General features: G+C 49.2%; 12 protein-coding genes. 8 read left to right on the plus strand and 4 right to left on the minus strand.

Annotation, left to right across the window (positions count from 1 at the left end; translation table 11 throughout):
• Positions 1-147 precede the first annotated feature (147 nt).
• Both murA and mreB read left to right on the plus strand, forming a co-directional pair.
• Positions 148-1,452: a UDP-N-acetylglucosamine 1-carboxyvinyltransferase gene (gene murA / locus ITJ88_RS00615; protein WP_195864360.1), complete on the plus strand. Its 1,305-nt coding sequence runs from the start codon at positions 148-150 to the stop codon at positions 1,450-1,452.
• A 218-nt stretch (positions 1,453-1,670) separates the two neighbouring features.
• Positions 1,671-2,651: a rod shape-determining protein MreB gene (mreB, locus tag ITJ88_RS00620; RefSeq protein ID WP_029342734.1), complete on the plus strand. Its 981-nt coding sequence runs from the start codon at positions 1,671-1,673 to the stop codon at positions 2,649-2,651.
• Positions 2,652-3,121: 470 nt separating this feature from the next.
• Here mreB and ITJ88_RS00625 read toward each other — a convergent pair whose 3' ends face one another.
• Positions 3,122-3,991 carry a hypothetical protein gene (locus ITJ88_RS00625; protein ID WP_195864361.1) on the minus strand — a complete coding sequence of 290 codons (870 nt, stop codon included), beginning with the start codon at positions 3,989-3,991 and terminating at the stop codon, positions 3,122-3,124.
• Positions 3,992-4,171: 180 nt separating this feature from the next.
• Between ITJ88_RS00625 and ITJ88_RS00630 the strand changes: the two genes are divergently transcribed.
• Positions 4,172-5,371 (plus strand): multidrug efflux MFS transporter, encoded by a 1,200-nt coding sequence (locus ITJ88_RS00630; RefSeq protein WP_195864362.1) that lies wholly within the window; start codon positions 4,172-4,174, stop codon positions 5,369-5,371.
• A gap of 44 nt (positions 5,372-5,415) precedes the next feature.
• Here the strand turns inward: ITJ88_RS00630 and ITJ88_RS00635 are convergent, their stop codons facing one another.
• Positions 5,416-8,295, minus strand: coding sequence for a sensor domain-containing protein (locus ITJ88_RS00635; RefSeq protein ID WP_370567746.1), 2,880 nt, complete (start codon positions 8,293-8,295; stop codon positions 5,416-5,418).
• Between the two features lie 205 nt (positions 8,296-8,500).
• Here ITJ88_RS00635 and ITJ88_RS00640 point away from each other — a divergent pair, with 205 nt between their 5' ends.
• Positions 8,501-9,289 carry a flagellar hook-basal body protein gene (locus ITJ88_RS00640; protein ID WP_064299249.1) on the plus strand — a complete coding sequence of 263 codons (789 nt, stop codon included), beginning with the start codon at positions 8,501-8,503 and terminating at the stop codon, positions 9,287-9,289.
• Between the two features lie 12 nt (positions 9,290-9,301).
• Positions 9,302-10,084: a flagellar hook-basal body protein gene (locus ITJ88_RS00645; RefSeq protein ID WP_058704123.1), complete on the plus strand. Its 783-nt coding sequence runs from the start codon at positions 9,302-9,304 to the stop codon at positions 10,082-10,084.
• A gap of 52 nt (positions 10,085-10,136) precedes the next feature.
• Here ITJ88_RS00645 and ITJ88_RS00650 read toward each other — a convergent pair whose 3' ends face one another.
• Positions 10,137-10,985, minus strand: a complete 849-nt coding sequence (locus ITJ88_RS00650; protein ID WP_195864364.1) for an NAD(P)-dependent oxidoreductase — start codon at positions 10,983-10,985, stop codon at positions 10,137-10,139.
• Between the two features lie 100 nt (positions 10,986-11,085).
• Positions 11,086-13,626 (minus strand): HAMP domain-containing sensor histidine kinase, encoded by a 2,541-nt coding sequence (locus ITJ88_RS00655; protein ID WP_195864365.1) that lies wholly within the window; start codon positions 13,624-13,626, stop codon positions 11,086-11,088.
• 249 nt (positions 13,627-13,875) lie between these two features.
• Here ITJ88_RS00655 and ITJ88_RS00660 point away from each other — a divergent pair, with 249 nt between their 5' ends.
• The 3 genes from ITJ88_RS00660 to ITJ88_RS16415 all read left to right on the plus strand — a co-directional run bounded on the left by ITJ88_RS00660 (position 13,876) and on the right by ITJ88_RS16415 (position 18,380).
• Positions 13,876-15,033 (plus strand): AI-2E family transporter, encoded by a 1,158-nt coding sequence (locus ITJ88_RS00660; RefSeq protein WP_195864366.1) that lies wholly within the window; start codon positions 13,876-13,878, stop codon positions 15,031-15,033.
• A 66-nt stretch (positions 15,034-15,099) separates the two neighbouring features.
• Complete coding sequence (locus ITJ88_RS00665) at positions 15,100-15,423, plus strand: winged helix-turn-helix transcriptional regulator (protein WP_023469481.1); 324 nt, start codon at positions 15,100-15,102, stop codon at positions 15,421-15,423.
• 317 nt (positions 15,424-15,740) lie between these two features.
• Positions 15,741-18,380 carry an adhesive domain-containing protein gene (locus ITJ88_RS16415; RefSeq protein ID WP_304999638.1) on the plus strand — a complete coding sequence of 880 codons (2,640 nt, stop codon included), beginning with the start codon at positions 15,741-15,743 and terminating at the stop codon, positions 18,378-18,380.
• Positions 18,381-18,427: the final 47 nt, after the last annotated feature.

Genomic DNA, 18,427 nt, shown 5'->3' on the forward strand with positions numbered 1-18,427 from the left:
TTACAATCGAAACGTCGTATTGGCTTTGTAGTAAGAGATCAACTATAGGGAAGTTTCTTTTCTAACATTCGTTGAATTCCAACTATGATCCTCACCAATCACGAATTGAACATACTAGAACAGAAACGAAGCAGAGGAGTAGGGAGAATGGAAAAAATCGTTGTCCGTGGCGGACGTAAATTAGCTGGAACAGTCAAAGTAGAAGGTGCAAAGAACGCGGTCTTAAAAACACTCGTCGCGACATTGCTTGCATCAGAAGGACAATCAGTTCTTCAAAACGTACCACGTCTAGCAGACGTCTATACAATCAATAACGTCTTACGCAACTTGAACGCGGAAGTCGAATTCGACGCAGAAGCGAACACGGTGACGGTCAATGCAGAACCGAATCTCAAAGACGAGGCACCACTCGAGTACGTGCGTAAGATGCGAGCTTCGATTCTCGTCATGGGTCCATTACTTGCACGCCTCGGGCGCGCACGTGTCGCAATGCCAGGTGGATGTGCAATCGGATCACGTCCGATCGATCTTCACTTGAAAGGATTCGAAGCGATGGGCGCAAAAACGATCATCGGAAACGGATTCGTTGAAGCGCATGTTGACGGTCGCCTCCAAGGTGCAAAAATCTACCTCGACTTCCCATCAGTCGGTGCGACAGAGAACATCATGATGGCGGCGACACTCGCAGAAGGAACAACAGTCATCGAGAACGTCGCAAAAGAACCAGAAATCGTTGACCTTGCGAACTTCTTGAACGCAATGGGCGCAAAAGTCCGCGGTGCAGGTACAGAAACGATCCGCATCGAAGGCGTCGAGAAATTACACGGTGCAACACACTATGTCATTCCTGACCGGATCGAAGCAGGTACGTTCATGATCGCAGCAGCGATCACAGAAGGTGACGTCGAAGTCATCGGCGCAGAGCGCGAACACCTTCGTCCACTCATCTCGAAGATGGAAGAGATGGGCGTTAAGATCACGGATACAGAAGAAGGTCTCCGTGTCGTCGGTCCAGCGAAACTCGAAGCAGTCGACGTCAAGACGATGCCACACCCAGGCTTCCCGACAGATGTTCAAGCACAAATGATGGCACTCGTCCTCAAAGCAGGCGGCACATCAGTCATCACGGAAACAGTCTTCGAAAACCGCTTCATGCACGTTGAAGAATTCCGTCGCATGAACGCTGATATCAAGATTGAAGGTCGTTCATCGATCATCAACGGTGGCGTACAGTTGCAAGGTGCAGAAGTTCTTTCGACGGACCTTCGCTCAGGTGCAGCACTCGTCACAGCAGGATTGATTGCTGAAGGCGAAACACGCGTTGGGGCGCTTCACCACATCGACCGTGGATACGTTGACTTCCACTTGAAATTACAAGCACTTGGTGCAGACGTAGAACGTGTGACAGAAGAAGCGGCAGTCGTTGAAGAAACAGCTGCAACAAAACTGTAAGCACTTCGATAAGAGCATCATCCCATTTTACGGGATGGTGCTCTTTTTGTCGTCTTTTGAAAATGACGACAATGAAATCCGAAAAGCAGAAAAAGAAAGTCGTTTCATGAGGGGGCATATGCTAGAATTGAAAGGTATGTATACATAAATGGGTTAGACGTCCAAACGACGTTCTATATTTTGGAAGAATAGCCAGTGGGTAAAGGAGAGCACACGAGATGTTTTCAAGAGATATCGGAATCGACTTAGGGACGGCGAATGTCGTCATTCATGTCAAAGGAAGAGGCATCGTCCTCGATGAGCCATCGGTCGTCGCGATTGATAAGGCAACAGGTAAGATTCATGCGGTAGGTACGGAAGCACACTTGATGGTAGGGCGGACACCGGGGAACATCGTGGCCATTCGACCACTTCAAGACGGTGTCATTGCTGATTTTGAAATGACGGAAGCAATGCTTCGCCATTTCATCGATAAGATTGAAGTCCGTAAGATGTTCGGTGGAGTCCGGATGTTGATCTGTACACCAGCGAGCATCACGACGGTTGAAGCGAAGGCAATTCGTCAAGCCGGTGAAAAATCAGGCGCAAAGACGGTCTTCCTCGAAGTCGAGCCGAAGGTCGCAGCAGTTGGTGCCGGTATGGACATTTGGATGCCAGCAGGGCACATGGTCATTGATATCGGTGGCGGAACGACGGATGTTGCCGTACTTTCAATGGGTGATATCGTATGCGGGGAGACGATCAAGGTCGCAGGAGATCGCTTCGACCACGACATCATCCGTTCGATCAAGGATACACATAAGCTCATCATCGGGGAACGGACGGCACAAGCTGTCAAGACGACGGTTGCCACTGTATCAGAAGATGGACGGAGCGAGCAGATGGACATTCGCGGACGCAATCTCGTGACGGGTTTACCACACAACATCACGGTGACATCGGAAGAGATGCACGATGCGCTGGCGGAAGCAGCGATGGAGATCGTCGAGGCAACGAAGCGTGTGCTCGAGAAGACACCACCGGAACTTGCGGCAGACATCATCGATCGTGGCATCATCTTAACAGGTGGGGGCGCGTTGCTGGACGGAATCGATCAACTGCTTGCAAAAGAACTTGGTCTACCAGTTCTGATTGCAGAAGATCCGATGTTATGTGTCGCACGCGGTACAGGAATCATGCTCGATAATCTCGGGAAGTAAGAGCGTGTCAGCGTAAAGGGCATGATCACTCGTAAAAGTTCATTCCTATAACGACTGTCTTGTCCTTCTCGCTTTCCACAGGCGGGAGGTAAGCCGCGACAGCGCACATTTCATGCGAGTTGTCGGGTCTTACCTATCCCTGACGAAAGTGCTGCTTGCACTTTCTTTTCCTGCAGGAGTCGAGAATGGACAAGTTCGTTCGATATGAATCAAACCAATAGGGAGTCCGGTTTCCGAAGTACGTATCGGAAACTGGACTCCCTTTGTTTTAAACATAATGCAATGCCATGGTACTAAATGATCATGTGCCTCCTTGTGCTTCATCCGACTCCTACAGGGAAAAGCGCGATTTTGCGCTGTCAGAGACAAACAAGACCAGTCTTCACTGTTATACGAACAGTGAAGACTGGCTTGTGTCTCGCCTGAGGAAAGCGGATGAAAAGCAAAGGGGGCAGACAGATGAAGATAGTTCACTGCGTACTACGCATGAATGTTTGGTATGCCTCAAAGTCATGATAGACGATCGCACTTGGCGGCAGTGAACTAGCCATCGTTTGATTGACGAGCTGATTCAACTGCGTCCGCGTCTTACCATAGAACGTGATGTCCGATGTCTCCGGGAGTTCGGTGAACTCGATCGCATACGATAACGTGTGATTGTTGCTTGCGGCATAGAGTGCGTCCGTCATTGTAATGGCACCAAGTCCATTCCCACCACCATAGACAGTCCGGTAACTCATCAACGTGACTTCATCGGCGAGGTCCATTGCCCACTCGCTAAGAGGGCGATCGCTTTCATCCTGTACGGTATGGAACCAGAACGGAAGAAACAGTTGCAGCGGTAATCCTTCAAAAGATGCTTTCTCGCGAAAGGCGAGTAAGATGCGTTTGTAGGAGGCAATGACACGTGGTTGGTCCGTCTCCCATTCCGGTAAGGCATACGGTTCGAGATCAACGCTGATGCCGTCCGGATGACTGATCGTTTCTTGCTGATAGGTCGAGATCCAGGCGAGTGGATCTTCAACGTTTGGTCGAGCTGTCGTTCCTTCGTTTGTGATCCAGCGCGGCTGTCCGAATAGAAAATAGACTTCGATTCCGACAGCGTGCGCTTTTTCAACGAATGTTCGGTAGAGAGTACGATCACCCTCGACAGCGACATGCAGATAGACACGTTTCATCTGTCTGTTTGCCAGCTGATTGATCTTCGTTGAAATGGATTTTGCCTCTGGGATGGACCAGAGGACCGTGTGACGAGTGACGGAAACGGCAGCTGAACTCTTGAGTGGTAGTCCGAATTGAAGCAACGACAGGCAGACTACGCCAATCAAAAAGCGTTTCATTTCAATTTCACTCCTTCGTGTGGATTACCTTACTATCGACCGTCAAGCAGTTGCTTATATGCATCAAAGGTCCTGTTCTACACTTGGACAGTTCAAATCCTAGACATTTCACAATGTGAAGTGTATATTAAAAGTTGTTGCATTGAAACGAACTGTCAAATAAAAGGAAGTGATGCCACAATGCCATTGTGGAAAAGAAATTTAGTCGTCGTTTGGTTTGGTAGTTTTTTGACCGCCGCCGCCCTCAGTCTTGTATTACCGTTTTTGCCCTTATTCATTGAAGAACTCGGTGTCGACAGCCGACAAGATATTACGACCTGGTCTGGTATCGCCTTTGGTGCAACCTTCCTCGTCGCTGCAATCGTCTCACCGATCTGGGGACGTCTCGCCGATCGAAAAGGACGGAAGCTGATGTTGCTTCGTGCAAGTCTTGGTATGTCGATCGTCATGTTCTTGATTAGTTTTGTTCAAGACGTCTATCAACTCGTCTTTCTACGTCTTGTCATGGGAGCCGTATCCGGATTCATCTCAGCCGGTATCACACTCGTTGCTTCCCAAACCCCAAAAGAGAAAAGTGGCTGGGCGCTCGGCACCCTGTCGACCGGCGGGATTGCCGGTGGATTGCTAGGACCTCTCATTGGAGGATTCCTCGCCGACGTTGTTGGGCTTCGACCCGTTTTTCTCTTTACGAGCGTACCGCTCTTCATTACCTTCCTCGTGACCTACTTCTTAGTTAAAGAAGAATTCGTCCCAATGGAAGTCAAAAAGATGGCGTCCGCGAAGGAAATCATCCAGTCGCTCCGTCATCCGGAACTCATCTTGAGCCTCTTTTTGACGACGTTCCTGATTCAGTTCGCGGCACAATCGATCAGTCCGATCCTGTCGCTCTACGTCCGGGAACTCAGTCCGGGTACAGAACGTCTGGCGTTATTATCCGGGATCGTCGCTTCGGCACCTGGTATCGCGGCCTTGATCGCAGCGCAACGACTCGGTCGTCTGTCAGATAAGATCGGGGCAGAGCGTGTCTTGTTCTTTGCATTACTCGTCTTTGCTGCTTTCTTGATTCCGCAAGCGTTCGTCACGGATACAAGTCAATTGATCGTCTTACGGATGGGAATCGGTTTTGCGACAGCAGCACTGATGCCGTCGGTACAAGCACTGCTTCGGAAGAACACACCAGCCAATGCGTCAGGACGTATCTTCGGGTACAACCAGTCCGCGCAGTTCATGGGGAACTTCCTCGGACCACTCGCGGGTGGACAGATTGCTGGTCACTTTGGTTTTGAAGCCTTATTCCTCTTCACCGGCTTGATTGTCATCACGAATGCCGTACTCGAGCGGACGCAGACCGCTGTCTTGAAAAAGAATCCGAATAACTAAGGAAAGCTTCCATTCCCGTTTGATTAAGGGGATGGAAGCTTTTTTCATATAGTCGATTGTTCGAAGAAGTCGTCGACGCGAGAATGATGGGAATGATTCAACTGTTCTTGGACGATGAGAGACAAGGCGCGGACTTGGAAGTCAGCGACATAGTAGAAGAGACCGTTATCGAGTTCCGAAATCGACGTCGGTTCAATGAAGATGTCGGGATGTGTCAGGTGATGCAGTTGCAGGGAGAGTTCCAGTTTATGCTTCACCGGTAGACGAATCGAGGAATAGAAAGAAATCGTTCGATTCGTACAACGATTGATTAAAATCGGAGACGATCCTACTTGAATCGGCTGTCCATTCAGCTTCGAAATCGTCACCTTCGCATGGAGACTGAGAATCGGCTCCTTCGGTGGAGCGGTGCCCGTATCTTTCGGATAAAGAGTACCGTTCTCAAGCAGTTGCTTAAATGTCTCGATATCGACGGGTTTACTGAAAAGATAGCCTTGGATCATGTCACATTCTAGATCTCGATACAGATTCAGTTGTTGCATATTCTCGATACCTTCCGCAACGACGGTCAAACCGAATTCCTTCGCCATGTAGATGACACTTTTAATGACAGAGAGACTCTTTGGATCGTGTTCGGCATGGATCGCGAACGATCGATCAATCTTCAGGCAATGCACCGGATAACGCTGGACATAAGAAATCGATGAATAAGCCGTTCCGAAATCATCGAGTGATAGTTTGACACCGAGATCAACGAGACGCTCGAGTGTCTCGAGGACTTGTCCGCCTTCGAGTAGTACATCGGACTCAAGCAGTTCAATCTCTAACAGATGTCCAGGAACACCGTGTTTTTTTAAGTGTCGTTCGACGATACTCGCAAAATCACCGTAGAACAATCGTTTCGGTGATAAGTTGATCGATAGCGGAACGACATGTTCCGGTTGTTCATCGAGTAAATCACGAATCAATCGACAGGCTTGATCAAGTACCCAGTCACCGATGTGGATGTAGAGATCACTTTCTTCTGACAGAGATAAGAAATCCTTTGGAGCCAGTCGCCCCCACTCCGGATGTTCCCAACGAATTAACGCTTCCGCACCAACGATACGTCCGCTCCAACTATCGACTTTCGGTTGATACTCAAGGAAGAGCTGGTTTTTTTTGATGACATGACGCAAATCGCGTTCGAGTTGATAACGGCGGTACATCGTGATGTCAAGTTTCGATGAATAGAACTGGAAGTTACTCTTTGAGATCGACTTGGCACGGCGGAGTGCCGTGTATGTCTGTTTAATCAACTCTTCTGCCGTATGATCGTGATGGACGGAATAGGTGATGCCGATGAAGACCTTCGAAAACAGTTCATAGGACAAGACGTCGAACCGATGATGAGTCAGCTCGAGTAATTGATTAGCAAGTCCGATTGCCCGTGTTTCGTCAATCTTACCTTTTAAGATGATAAGGAATTTATCCCCGAATAGATGACCGATGAATACTTCTTTTTTGATAAGCTTTTTCACGGCTGCACTCGTCTGACGGATCCATTCTTCCCCGATTTCGTGACCGAATCGCTCAGCGAGACGGCTGTGTTGATTAAACGTGACCGTTAATAAAGTGAAAGGGGAACGATGGGTCAACAACTCGCGAACCTGTTCTAACGTGAAAGCATGATTGGGTAAATCAGTGATCGGGTCATGCATCGACAAGTGCCAAATCTCATGCTGTTGTTCCTTTAGACGCGTGATATCGGTTGAGACACCATAGTGACCGAGAACTTCCCCATGTGCATCGATGATCGGGATACACGTCTCTTCGACCCAGAATTGGCGGTCGGGATAGTTTAAACGATAGACGAGTCGAACGACTTCCCCTTGACGAATTTTCGGATATGCCTCTTTCATAAGAACGAGATCTTCGGATGAGACGAGTTTCGTCCACAGTTGATGATCTTGCTCAATTCGCCGGAGATAATCGGTATACGGTTCAAGGAATCCGGCAGCATGAAATGTCACGGTATTGTCTTTATAACGATGCTCATAAGCGGTCGTATGCAACGACGTGAAGAACTTTTTAAGAGAGGCAATCGCAAGATCCCGTTCTTGCTCGAGTTGGATGAGCGGTGTCGCATCCTGAAGAATAAAGAGGAGTGAACTCGGGAGCGTATCCGTCTGAACGACCCCTTCACAGTGGACGATCTTTTGGAATTGACCTCTGCGACCCATCCGTAACTGCATCGAGAAGGTTGGAATTTGTCCCATATGCAACGCAAGAGTTTGTTCGCGAAAAATCGTTCGATCCTCTGGGTGGAGTTCTTCCAGAAAGTCGTAGGTGTCCATCTTCGCTATATGTTTCTTAGAAAGTTGTAATAGTGTAGCGAGAGAGGGGGATGCGACGATTTCTTTTGACGTTGGGAAGTATTCAACGAAACTGACCCCTTCGATCGCATCCGTTAATCGATCTTTCATCAATAAGCGCTGATAATCGGTTCGGAGTTCCTGTTGCTGTGATACATCACGGGCAATCCCATAAAGACCGATGATGACACGTTGATCGTAAATCGGGATGTTCGTGACGTTCAACGTCAACCAATGCCCATCTTTATGACGAACCGTCGTCGTGAAGTGGACAGTTTCACCCGAATAGACGCGTTTCTTGAACTGCTTGACTTCCTCTACATCATGGGACTTTAAAAACGTTTCGAAATGGAGTTGCTTAAGACTATCCCGATCGTAACCGAGCATTAGTGGGAATTTATTGTTGAAGGAAATGAAGTGACCTTTTGTATCCATCGTATAAACGGCATCCGGATGGTTCTCCAAAAAATAAGTGACGTCGGACAGTGTGTGTAAATCTAAAGACCCAGGCACAGTTCGTTCAGTGGCACGTTTTTTAAAGAAGCTCATAGGTTTCACCTCGAGGATCATGTTTTTGTTAGCTACAGCATAACAATTTTTGTCAATTTTGAATATGTAATCTATTGAAAAAAAGGAGAACGTGATTCTAATAGGTCTTTTGATTCATCTCTGTCGGATATTACCTTTTTGTTCAAAAAAACTCATAATTCAAATCAAGTCGACCGATATACTGAGAGGAAAGAATTGAACATGAAGTCAATGAGGAGATGAACGCATGCTACGAGGAATGTATACGGCGTCGAATGCGATGCAGGCATTACAACGCCAACAGGAAATGCTCAGTAACAACTTGGCGAATGCGCGGACGCCGGGATTCCGCGCTGATCAAGCGTCACTCCGGACGTTTCCGGAGATGCTGATCCAGCAGACAGCAAACAATGAACGGACAGGTGTGCGGGGAGTCGCGACGGTCGGAAAGCTTGCGACCGGTGTCTTCATGCAGGCAGCGACACCGAACTTCACGCAAGGTTCAATCACGGAGACGGGCAATGCGACGGACTTGCAGATTAGTTCGCTTGAAGGGGCACCCCTCTTTACGATTCGTCACCAGGATCCGTTGACGGGAGAGGAAGAAACCCTTTATACGACGAACGGACAGTTCGCAGTCGGACAAGACGGGTTACTCCGGACGACGGAGAATGATCTCGTCCTCGATACGAACGGTCAACCACTCGACGTTGTCAATGAAGATTTCCTCGTTGACGCGAACGGTGCCGTCACGGACGGAAACGGTCAAGCGATTGGTAACCTCGGTCTCGTCGTGACCGATCAACCGGAGACGCTCGAGCGGACAGGCAACGGCTTGTTCCGATCAGCTAATCCGTTGAACGCTGGAAACGTCCGGGTCGATCAAGGTGTACTCGAACTTGGGAACGTCGAGGTCGAACAGACGATGGCGGAGATGAACGCCGGTCTACGCCAGTTCGAAGCCAATCAAAAAGTCATTCAAGCGTACGACCGGACAGCGGAGAAGGCTGTTTCCGAAATCGGACGCGTTCGCTAATAGGAGGATACGATGCAATCAATCTATACATCCGCAAGTACGATGGGACAGTTGCAAAAACAACTCGACACGACTGGTCAAAACCTGGCTAACGTCGATACGAACGGTTACAAACGCCGAGATGCCCAGTTCAATGAATTGCTCGTCCGTAACATCAACAACCAAGCGACAGGTTTTACGCCAGGTCCGTTGACGACACCAGAAGGACTTCGACTCGGTGTCGGAGGTTACGTCGCAAACGAAGCGACGCGCTTTGGCGTCGGAACGTTCCGGACGACGGATCGGAAACTCGACGCAGCACTTGGGAATCCACATCATTTCTTCGGTGTCATCGATACGGATGGCGTAACGAAGTTCACGCGCGACGGAAACTTCCAGTTATCACCGCAAGCAAACGGACAAGTCCTGCTGACGGATGATGCCGGACGTTCTGTCATCAACCAGGCGAATGATCCGATCGTCTTGCCGGCGAACGCGACGGAGATTGAACTGAACAAGGATGGCAACATCACGGGGATCATAAACGGGGATCGACGTGTCCTCGCTCGAGTGGGTGTCGCAGACATCCCGAACTACGGTGAATTGACGGAAGTCGGTGGTGGTTTGTTCACAGCAACCGGACAATACCAGAATGCAGCGGGCAATCCGTTGACGGTCGGTCGGCTTGAGACATCAAACGTCGATATGGCGCTTGAGATGACCAACTTGACGCAGCTACAGCGGGCGTATCAGTTTAACTCGAAAGCCTTGATGACGAGTGATCAGATGATGGGAATCGTCACGTCTCTTAAATAATCTCATAGCAAAAGGGTGATGCTTCTCATATCGAGAGGCATCACCCTTTTCATCATTTTTCTTGTAACGCGAGATAAATTGCTGCCATGTCCGCATCGCCGTAAGTCGGTTTTGCTTCAGCGTAGCTAGCGTCCGTCGCTTGCGCAAGTGGCAGCTTGAGCTGTTGGCGTCTCGCTTCAGTCGTAATCAGACCGAGATCCTTTGCCATCAGACGGAGTGGGAAGGCTGACGGGAAGTCATTCTTCCGGTACATGTCGCGTTTTCCGGTAAATAGCGGGGTATTCATCCCGGAAGCACTGATCATCTGAATCAGCTTCTCTTTCTCGAGCCCCGCACCTTCTCCAAGCAACAACGTCTCCGCGACCCCTTGCCCGACGACGGCAAGCAATAAATTAATAGCGAGCTTCGCTGCACTGCCTGAGCCATGTGGTCCGAAATGAATCGTTTCTTTGCCGAGTAGGTCGAGATAGGGCTGACAGGTCGCGATGACTTCTGTGTCACCACCGGCAAGTAAGACGAGCTGACCGTTTTCAGCGACCGGAACGGATCCCGAGACCGGTGATTCCAAGTAGGTGCCACCGCTTTTTTCGACGACACGCGCCATGTCCTTCGTTTCTTCCGGTGAGATCGTACTTAAGTTGACGATCATTTTACCGCTAAGAGCGGGTGTGATGTCTTCGATGACGGATGCGACAGCTGGTCCGTCCGCGAGCATGACGAAGATAATATCGCTTTGACGCACGACGTCCTGTGCTTCTTTGACAGCGGTTGCTCCTCGTTCAGTCAGCGGGGCTGTCTTTTCATACGTCCGATTGTAGACGGTCAAGCCATGACCACCGTCAAGTAGACGTGTTGCCATCGGTACCCCCATATGTCCTAACCCAATCCATCCAAGTTGCATGTCGATTCCTCCTTAAAATAATGCGCTTTTGACTATACCCCGCGCCTAACCGAATCTAACGACAAAAAAGACCGTCCACATGATATGAACGGTCGAATGATTAATCTTCATACGTGAGAATCGTCGAGATGACAGCGATCGGGAAACGAATCGTAAAGGTTGATCCGACACCGACGACAGATTCGACGTCAATCGTTCCGTTGTGGTGTTTGACGATTTCCTTACAGATCGAGAGACCAAGACCAGTTCCACCGATTTTTCGCGTCTCGGAGTTATCGACACGATAGAACTTATCGAACAATTTCGGAAGCGCGTCTTGCGGAATCCCGATACCCTCATCTTGGATCCGGATTTGAGCGAAACCGAGTTCATTTGTAATCCGTATCAAGACCGTACCACCGCTCGGGGAGTACTTGACGGCATTACTGAGTAGATTGTTCAGCAACTGCTTCATCTTTTCCGCATCACCGTCAATCATGATCGGTCCACGGGCTTCGAAATCAATTTGATGCGTCTCGTGCGAGACATCATAGAACTCGATCAAGTCCTGGGCGAGTTCGACGACATCGAACGTCGTCATCTCATAGCGATGTTCACTCGACTCCATGCGCTGAACGTCGAGGAAGTCATTGACGAGCGTCGTCAGGCGACCGGTCTCGGAGTGAATCGTCTGCAGATATTTCCGTTGTCGTTCTTCCTCGAACCGTTTGTTGAGCATCAGCTCCGTGAAGCCATAAATCGAAGAGAGTGGTGTCCGCAATTCATGCGAGACAGTCGAGACGAACTCTTCCTTCATCCGCTCGGCTTCTGTTTCTTTCGTCACGTCGCGAAGAACGAGCATCGTACCGACCCATGTGCCGTCGACTTCGATCTTCTCAGCGTAAATCTGGATATAGGTACTGTGCTTACGGATCGAGACGATCAAGCTATCTTTCGGTAAATCGAGTTCAACGATCTGTTCGATGTAGCGTTCGAATGCTGCCGGTTCATCAATGATGTCAGCTAATGACTGCATCGCTTGCTCGAAGGCAGAGCGTTCTTCGTCTTCGAACGATGTCGGAACTTCCGGGAACAACGTCATCAACGGTTCGTTGACGAGTAACGCATCTGTCTCATGTTCGATGTAGACGACAGCTTCCCGAATCGAGTTCAATAGTTGCGTCGTCTTGTTTTTCTCACGGATCATTTCTTCGTAGATCCCCATCCGGAGGAGGGAGAGCGACAGTTGATGCGAGAACGACAGGATGTCATTCATCTGTTCCGTCGTGAAGGCATCACGATAACGAACGAGATAAATGCAGGCAATCATATGCTCTTTTGACGGATCCATGACCGGAACTGCGACCTCATACATATAGTACGGATACGGCAGTGGACTCTCGTGTGCGACCTGTTTTGATGAATGGACGGGACGCTTCAAGAGACGTGCCCGGTGCAAGAGGGACTGATCGTCAGAGACAAGACGACCGACCATCTCTTCGGTCATTCCGTAATCGATCGTCGAGCGGACTTCTTGTTGATCGAGGAACAACAGGGCACCGATTTCGGAATGCGTGATGGAGACGAGCTTTTCGATGATTTCCGGATAAGCCGTCAACGTCTCACGAGAAGCGAGCGTCTCCGTCAATTCATTGCGATACTTCAGGTGTTGTTCACTGCGAAGTGTAATATCGAGTGCTTCTTCGAGTTCCTCCTGCTGCGCTTGCAATTCTTCTTGCTGGGCGACGAGTTCTTCTTGTTGTGCTTGAAGTTCTTCGTTCTTCGCCAGCATATGGACCTTGTTATCGGCAATCGATGCCGCCATCTGATTGAACGATGTCGTCAGCGTATGCAGCTCGTCCTTCCGTTTAGGCAAGGGGATTGCTTGGATGTCTTCCCCTGTCGCAAGTAAGGCGCTGTCGCGAGACAGTGTGTTGACCTGCTTCGTGACGCGGCTGATGAACGGGCGTACAAGCGAGAAGAGAACAAGAATCAAGACGACGAGATTCGAGAGCCAGATGAACTGAGCAACGCGCATTTCGCCTAGAAGATCGTTCTTCGCATCGACTTCTTTCCCTTGGATCAGTGTCAGATAATCAGCAAGTAACGTATCAATCCGTGTCATGTCGACATCAGCGTCTGATAAACTAACCGATCCGCGTAACGTACCGTTTTCAGTGAACAAATCTTTTCCGTTCGATAGGGCTGCGAGTGTATTCGGATCAACAAAATCTTCGTTGATTTTCCCTTCTTTTTTTCCTTCGACGTATTCGTTGAGGAGCGGAAGCGACGTTCCGAAATAATCGTCATACATTTGACGTGTCGCGGTTGCATATTCTTGACCTTGCTCATATACCGCATATTTCTCAAACCATGTCGTCAAACGGTTGATCTCCTGTTGGTTTGTCTTGACGGCATCAAGTGTTTCCTGTGAGCCGGTCAATAAGTAAGATTTGACATTACTTTGCGCGACGGTCCACTCATTCGCGAGCGCATTCGCATTCGTCCGTCGTTCACGTAAATCATCAAATGTCGCATTCGCCTGATCGATCTTTTGTTCCGTGTAGAAATAAACGATTCCGGACGTGATGCTGAGAGCGACGAACACCATATAGAAGGCGAACATCAATTGGCGACCGATGGTATGATTGATCCATTTCACTGGGGTATCCTCCGTATTCTATTTTTACATGTATGAAAAAGATTGCTTAAATGCCGAATAATCTTATCTTACGCAGATTCGATGGTCTCGGCAAATCTGAATCTGCAAAATTGACTAAAACAAATATATCATATATGTGTTAAACGATAACGAACTATATATTTTCTAAGAATAAGGATTAAGAAGTATCGTTTTAAGGAAAACTATAGAGGATATTGAACTTCATTTTTTAAGTAGGGAAGTGGTTAGATGCAAAAAATGTTTGAAAACAAATGGTACCGATTCGCCTGGTGGGTCATGACGTTACTGATCATCGTATGGATTGGCGATCACGTTACGTTCCTGTTCCGACCAGTTGCGATTCTGCTTCAAATGGTCGTACCACCCCTTGCGATCGCCGGGATTCTCTATTATGTCCTGCTACCGATCGTCGAGTTACTTGAGAAGAAGATGAAACGTCGCCCGGCCGTCTTGATCGTCCTCGTCGGACTGATCGGGATTTTGACGACACTCGGCTTCATCTTTGGTCCGATGCTGTCGGAGCAAATCACGCAGTTCGTCAATTCGATTCCGACGCTCGCGACACAGTTTCAGCGCCAATTGATTGATGTCCGGGATCAACTGGAAAATAGTAAAGCTTTTTCACGATTCTTGTCAGGACCAGACAACTTGTTCAATAAGTTCTCTGGTAACATCTCGGAATATGCGACGACGTTCCTCAAGAACATCGGTACGGGTGTCGGCGGTTTCGTCAGTGTTCTGACGACGACGGTCGTGACGATCGTCATCATTCCGATCATGTTGATTTATATGTTGCTTGATGGGGATAAGCTGAAAGGCAATCTCGTTAAATTGATGCCGTATGAGTATCATAAGGAAACGAAGAAAATCCTCGGGGACGTTCACTTGACGATCATGAGCTATATCCGCGGGCAAGTCATCGTCAGCATTGGTGTCGGAATCATCGCCTATATCGGGTATTTGATCATCGGGATTGATTATGCGTTGTTGCTAGCGCTGTTTGCGACATTGACGAATATCATTCCGTTCCTCGGACCGGTACTCGGTGTCATTCCGGCATTGATCGTCGGGTTCATTCAGGATCCGATTCTTGCGATTTATGCAATCATCGTCATGACAGTCGCGCAACAGATTGATTCGCATATCATGTCACCACTCGTGCAAGGGAAGACGCTTGACGTTCATCCGCTAACGATCATCATCGTCTTACTCGTCGCGGGGAACATCGCTGGTTTCTTCGGCGTCTTGCTCGGTGTTCCGTTCTACGCTGTCATGAAGGTCGTCATCTTGAACATCCGTCGTCTCTATCATCTTCGGTCGCAAAAGAAGATGGTCATCACGGAGGAAGAGAAGACGTTCGATACGATCGTCACGGAGCGCGATTGAGTTTTGAAATTCACGTAAAAGTGCGTCATACTGAAGAGGTAGTTAAGAAAAGGGGGCAGGAATCAGATGGATTCACGTCATACCGAAGAACAAGCCGATTTACTCGCATTACAGAAATTCCAGCACAACTTCGAGAACAGTCTGAAGTCGAGCATCATTTATCTTTTGCGTGATGGTGCCTTGACGATTGGGGAACTCGAGCAACGAATCGATCAATCGCACGGTCAGATCCTCGAGCAATTACAGGAATTAATCGAAGATGGACTCGTCGTCCAGCAAATGTCCGAGAAAGTACACGGACTGGCTTATTATTTGACGGCACCGGCTGAAGATCTCGTTCGACAGTTCAAGGAATCAATCCGCTGGAGTAAACAGCACATTCGATACTAACAAGCAGGTTTCTAGACCTACGAGCAGACGCTCGTAGGTCTTTTTACTTTTTTTAAAATTATGGTCATATAAAATTGAATTAAGTCGTTTTTACACAAAATGGATAGAACTAGTATGAAATAAAATTACAATATATTTTAGTGGTTGATTATTGGTAATATATATTATTTATATTTTTATGGTAAATTAATATCTAAAATACTGGTTAATAATAACTATTTAACCATTGTTTTTGTAAAAAATTGTATATTTTTATGGGAATTGCATGCATAATAATAGGTGTACGATTATTTTTTCCGTAGAAAAGGAGTGTTGAAATGAAGAAAAAAGCACCTGATTTTCGAAAGAAGATGAATCGACACCATAGAAACCACACACGAAGACTAGTGAAACTGCTGGCAGCGTCCTCTCTCGCCCTCTCTCCGATCTCATTCACCTATACAAAAACCGAAGCAGCTGAGAATTCTGAAAAGAAATTTCAGACGCAACAAAGTCAATTCGCAAACTCGGTTCGAAACTCGCTTGTCCAAGGACCGAATCGAGTCAGCTTAGCTGAAGTTCAACTATTGACGGATGTCGCGGTCAATGCAAATCTGACGGAACAACCGGATAACTATGATTTAGCCCTTAATTTAACCGGAGTCGGATTAGCCGATGCGGAAGTATTGAACCCGGACCGGGTGGCCGTCTTCAACATTCCAGATTTAGCGGGAAAAATGCAGGCGAACGGTAATGCGTCAGTCAGTGTTGAACTATTACCGATTACACTTGAAGATTTACCGACGCTGAAAGGTCAACTCGATCCTCTGACGGGAACAGTAGCAGATACTGTGACTGACCTATTAGCGGGTATCGATCGATTACAACGTACTCCAGTCGTAGGTAGTTTATTGAGAGTAGAAGGGCTCACAGAATTAACCGATGCACTCGATAATCTACAGAATTTAGATACGGCATTGTCGAGCCTTTTGGATTACGAAGGCTCCGCTGATGTTGTTGTTAATCCAGATGGCTCAATCGTCATCGATTTTAGTGATGGTTTAGGGCAACATCTGGATGAGTTAACGCAACAAGTCGTTCAAGACGCCTTGACTGATTTGGTCAATGCCATCACGAATTTAAAGTTATCCGGAATAGCAGGAAATTTAATTGATCCTGTTTTAAACCCGGTTAAAGCTCTTTTACCAGGTGTAAATAATGTTCTGACTGCTGTAACGAACGATACGGTGAACTTATCGAATGAACTCGCAGGTGTACAAGTACTTGGACCAACTTCTGTTAGTGCCAATATCATCGTTGATAAACCGGCTGGGGTTGCTCAAGACGAAGTTATTGTTACAGGATCCGTCGTCAATACGTCTGCAATCGATGCACAACTGCTGGCTGATCTAGATGGTCAAGATACGATCGTCTTTGATGAAGAGGCAGATGGAGATGCGGATGCCGACGCGGACGCTGATGCGGATGCCGACGCGGATGCAGATGCTGACGCCGATGCCGATGCTGACGCTGACGCGGATGCCGATGCCGATGCCGATGCGGATGCCGACGCCGACGCGGATGCTGACGCTGATGCGGATGCCGACGCCGATGCTGATGCGGATGCTGACGCCGACGCTGATGCGGATGCCGATGCGGATGCTGACGCCGACGCTGATGCGGATGCCGATGCCGATGCCGACGCTGATGCTGACGCCGATGCCGACGCGGATGCTGACGCCGATGCGGATGCCGACGCTGATGCGGATGCCGACGCCGATGCGGATGCAGACGCCGACGCTGATGCGGATGCCGATGCGGACGCCGATGCTGACGCTGATGCGGATGCCGACGCCGACGCCGACGCGGATGCGGATGCGGATGCGGACGCGGATGCGGATGCGGATGCCGATGCTGACGCCGACGCTGATGCCGACGCTGATGCGGATGCCGATGCGGATGCCGACGCCGATGCGGATGCGGATGCCGATGCGGATGCTGATGCGGATGCGGATGCCGATGCGGATGCCGATGCGGATGCCGACGCTGATGCGGATGCGGATGCCGACGCCGATGCCGACGCTGATGCGGATGCGGATGCCGATGCCGATGCGGATGCGGACGCCGATGCCGATGCTGACGCTGATGCGGACGCTGATGCGGACGCTGATGCCGATGCGGATGCCGATGCGGATGCGGATGCCGATGCGGATGCTGACGCCGATGCGGATGCTGACGCGGATGCGGACGCTGACGCTGATGCTGACGCGGATGCCGACGCCGATGCGGATGCAGATGCGGATGCAGATGCGGATGCTGACGCAGACGCGGATGCTGACGCCGACGCGGATGCAGATGCCGACGCTGATGCCGATGCTGACGCTGATGCAGATGCTGACGCTGATGCCGACGCAGACGCCGATGCGGATGCCGATGCTGACGCCGATGCTGACGCCGATGCAGATGCCGACGCCGATGCGGATGCAGATGCAGATGCCGATGCGGATCAAGATAATGATGGTGACAATGATAATAACAATGGTGGAGACAAGGATAGCGACAATGATGGGAAAGAGGATCCAGACAACGTCTCGAATCCGAACGATGATAACGACAATGACAATGTCATCATCCCAATCCCGGTCGTCACACCACCAACGACTCCACCAGGAAATGGACCAGGTGTCACACCAACTCCTGGAACGAGCCCTGTCTCAGGTCCGAACGTCAAACCAGCTCCTTCGACTGGCGCTGTAAATGGACCAAGCGTCAAGCCGACATTGCCAGCGAACACAGTCGGTGCACCGATTAATAAATCGCCACTCGTCTCAAAACCAATCACTCAACCTGTTAAACGAATCGTTGGTGGTACGTTACCGAACACTTCGGAAAATCTGTTCTTGATCACCCTCATGGGAATGCTTGCGACAGCTGCCGGATTGTTCACGAAACTGTTCCGCCGCCGTCCACAAGAGTAAGTCATGCTGTAGTTGATCGTAGTGGGGCCATCTGTGCCTCACTGCGA

The organism is Exiguobacterium abrahamii (assembly GCF_015645365.1).
Lineage (GTDB): Bacteria > Bacillota > Bacilli > Exiguobacteriales > Exiguobacteriaceae > Exiguobacterium_A > Exiguobacterium_A abrahamii.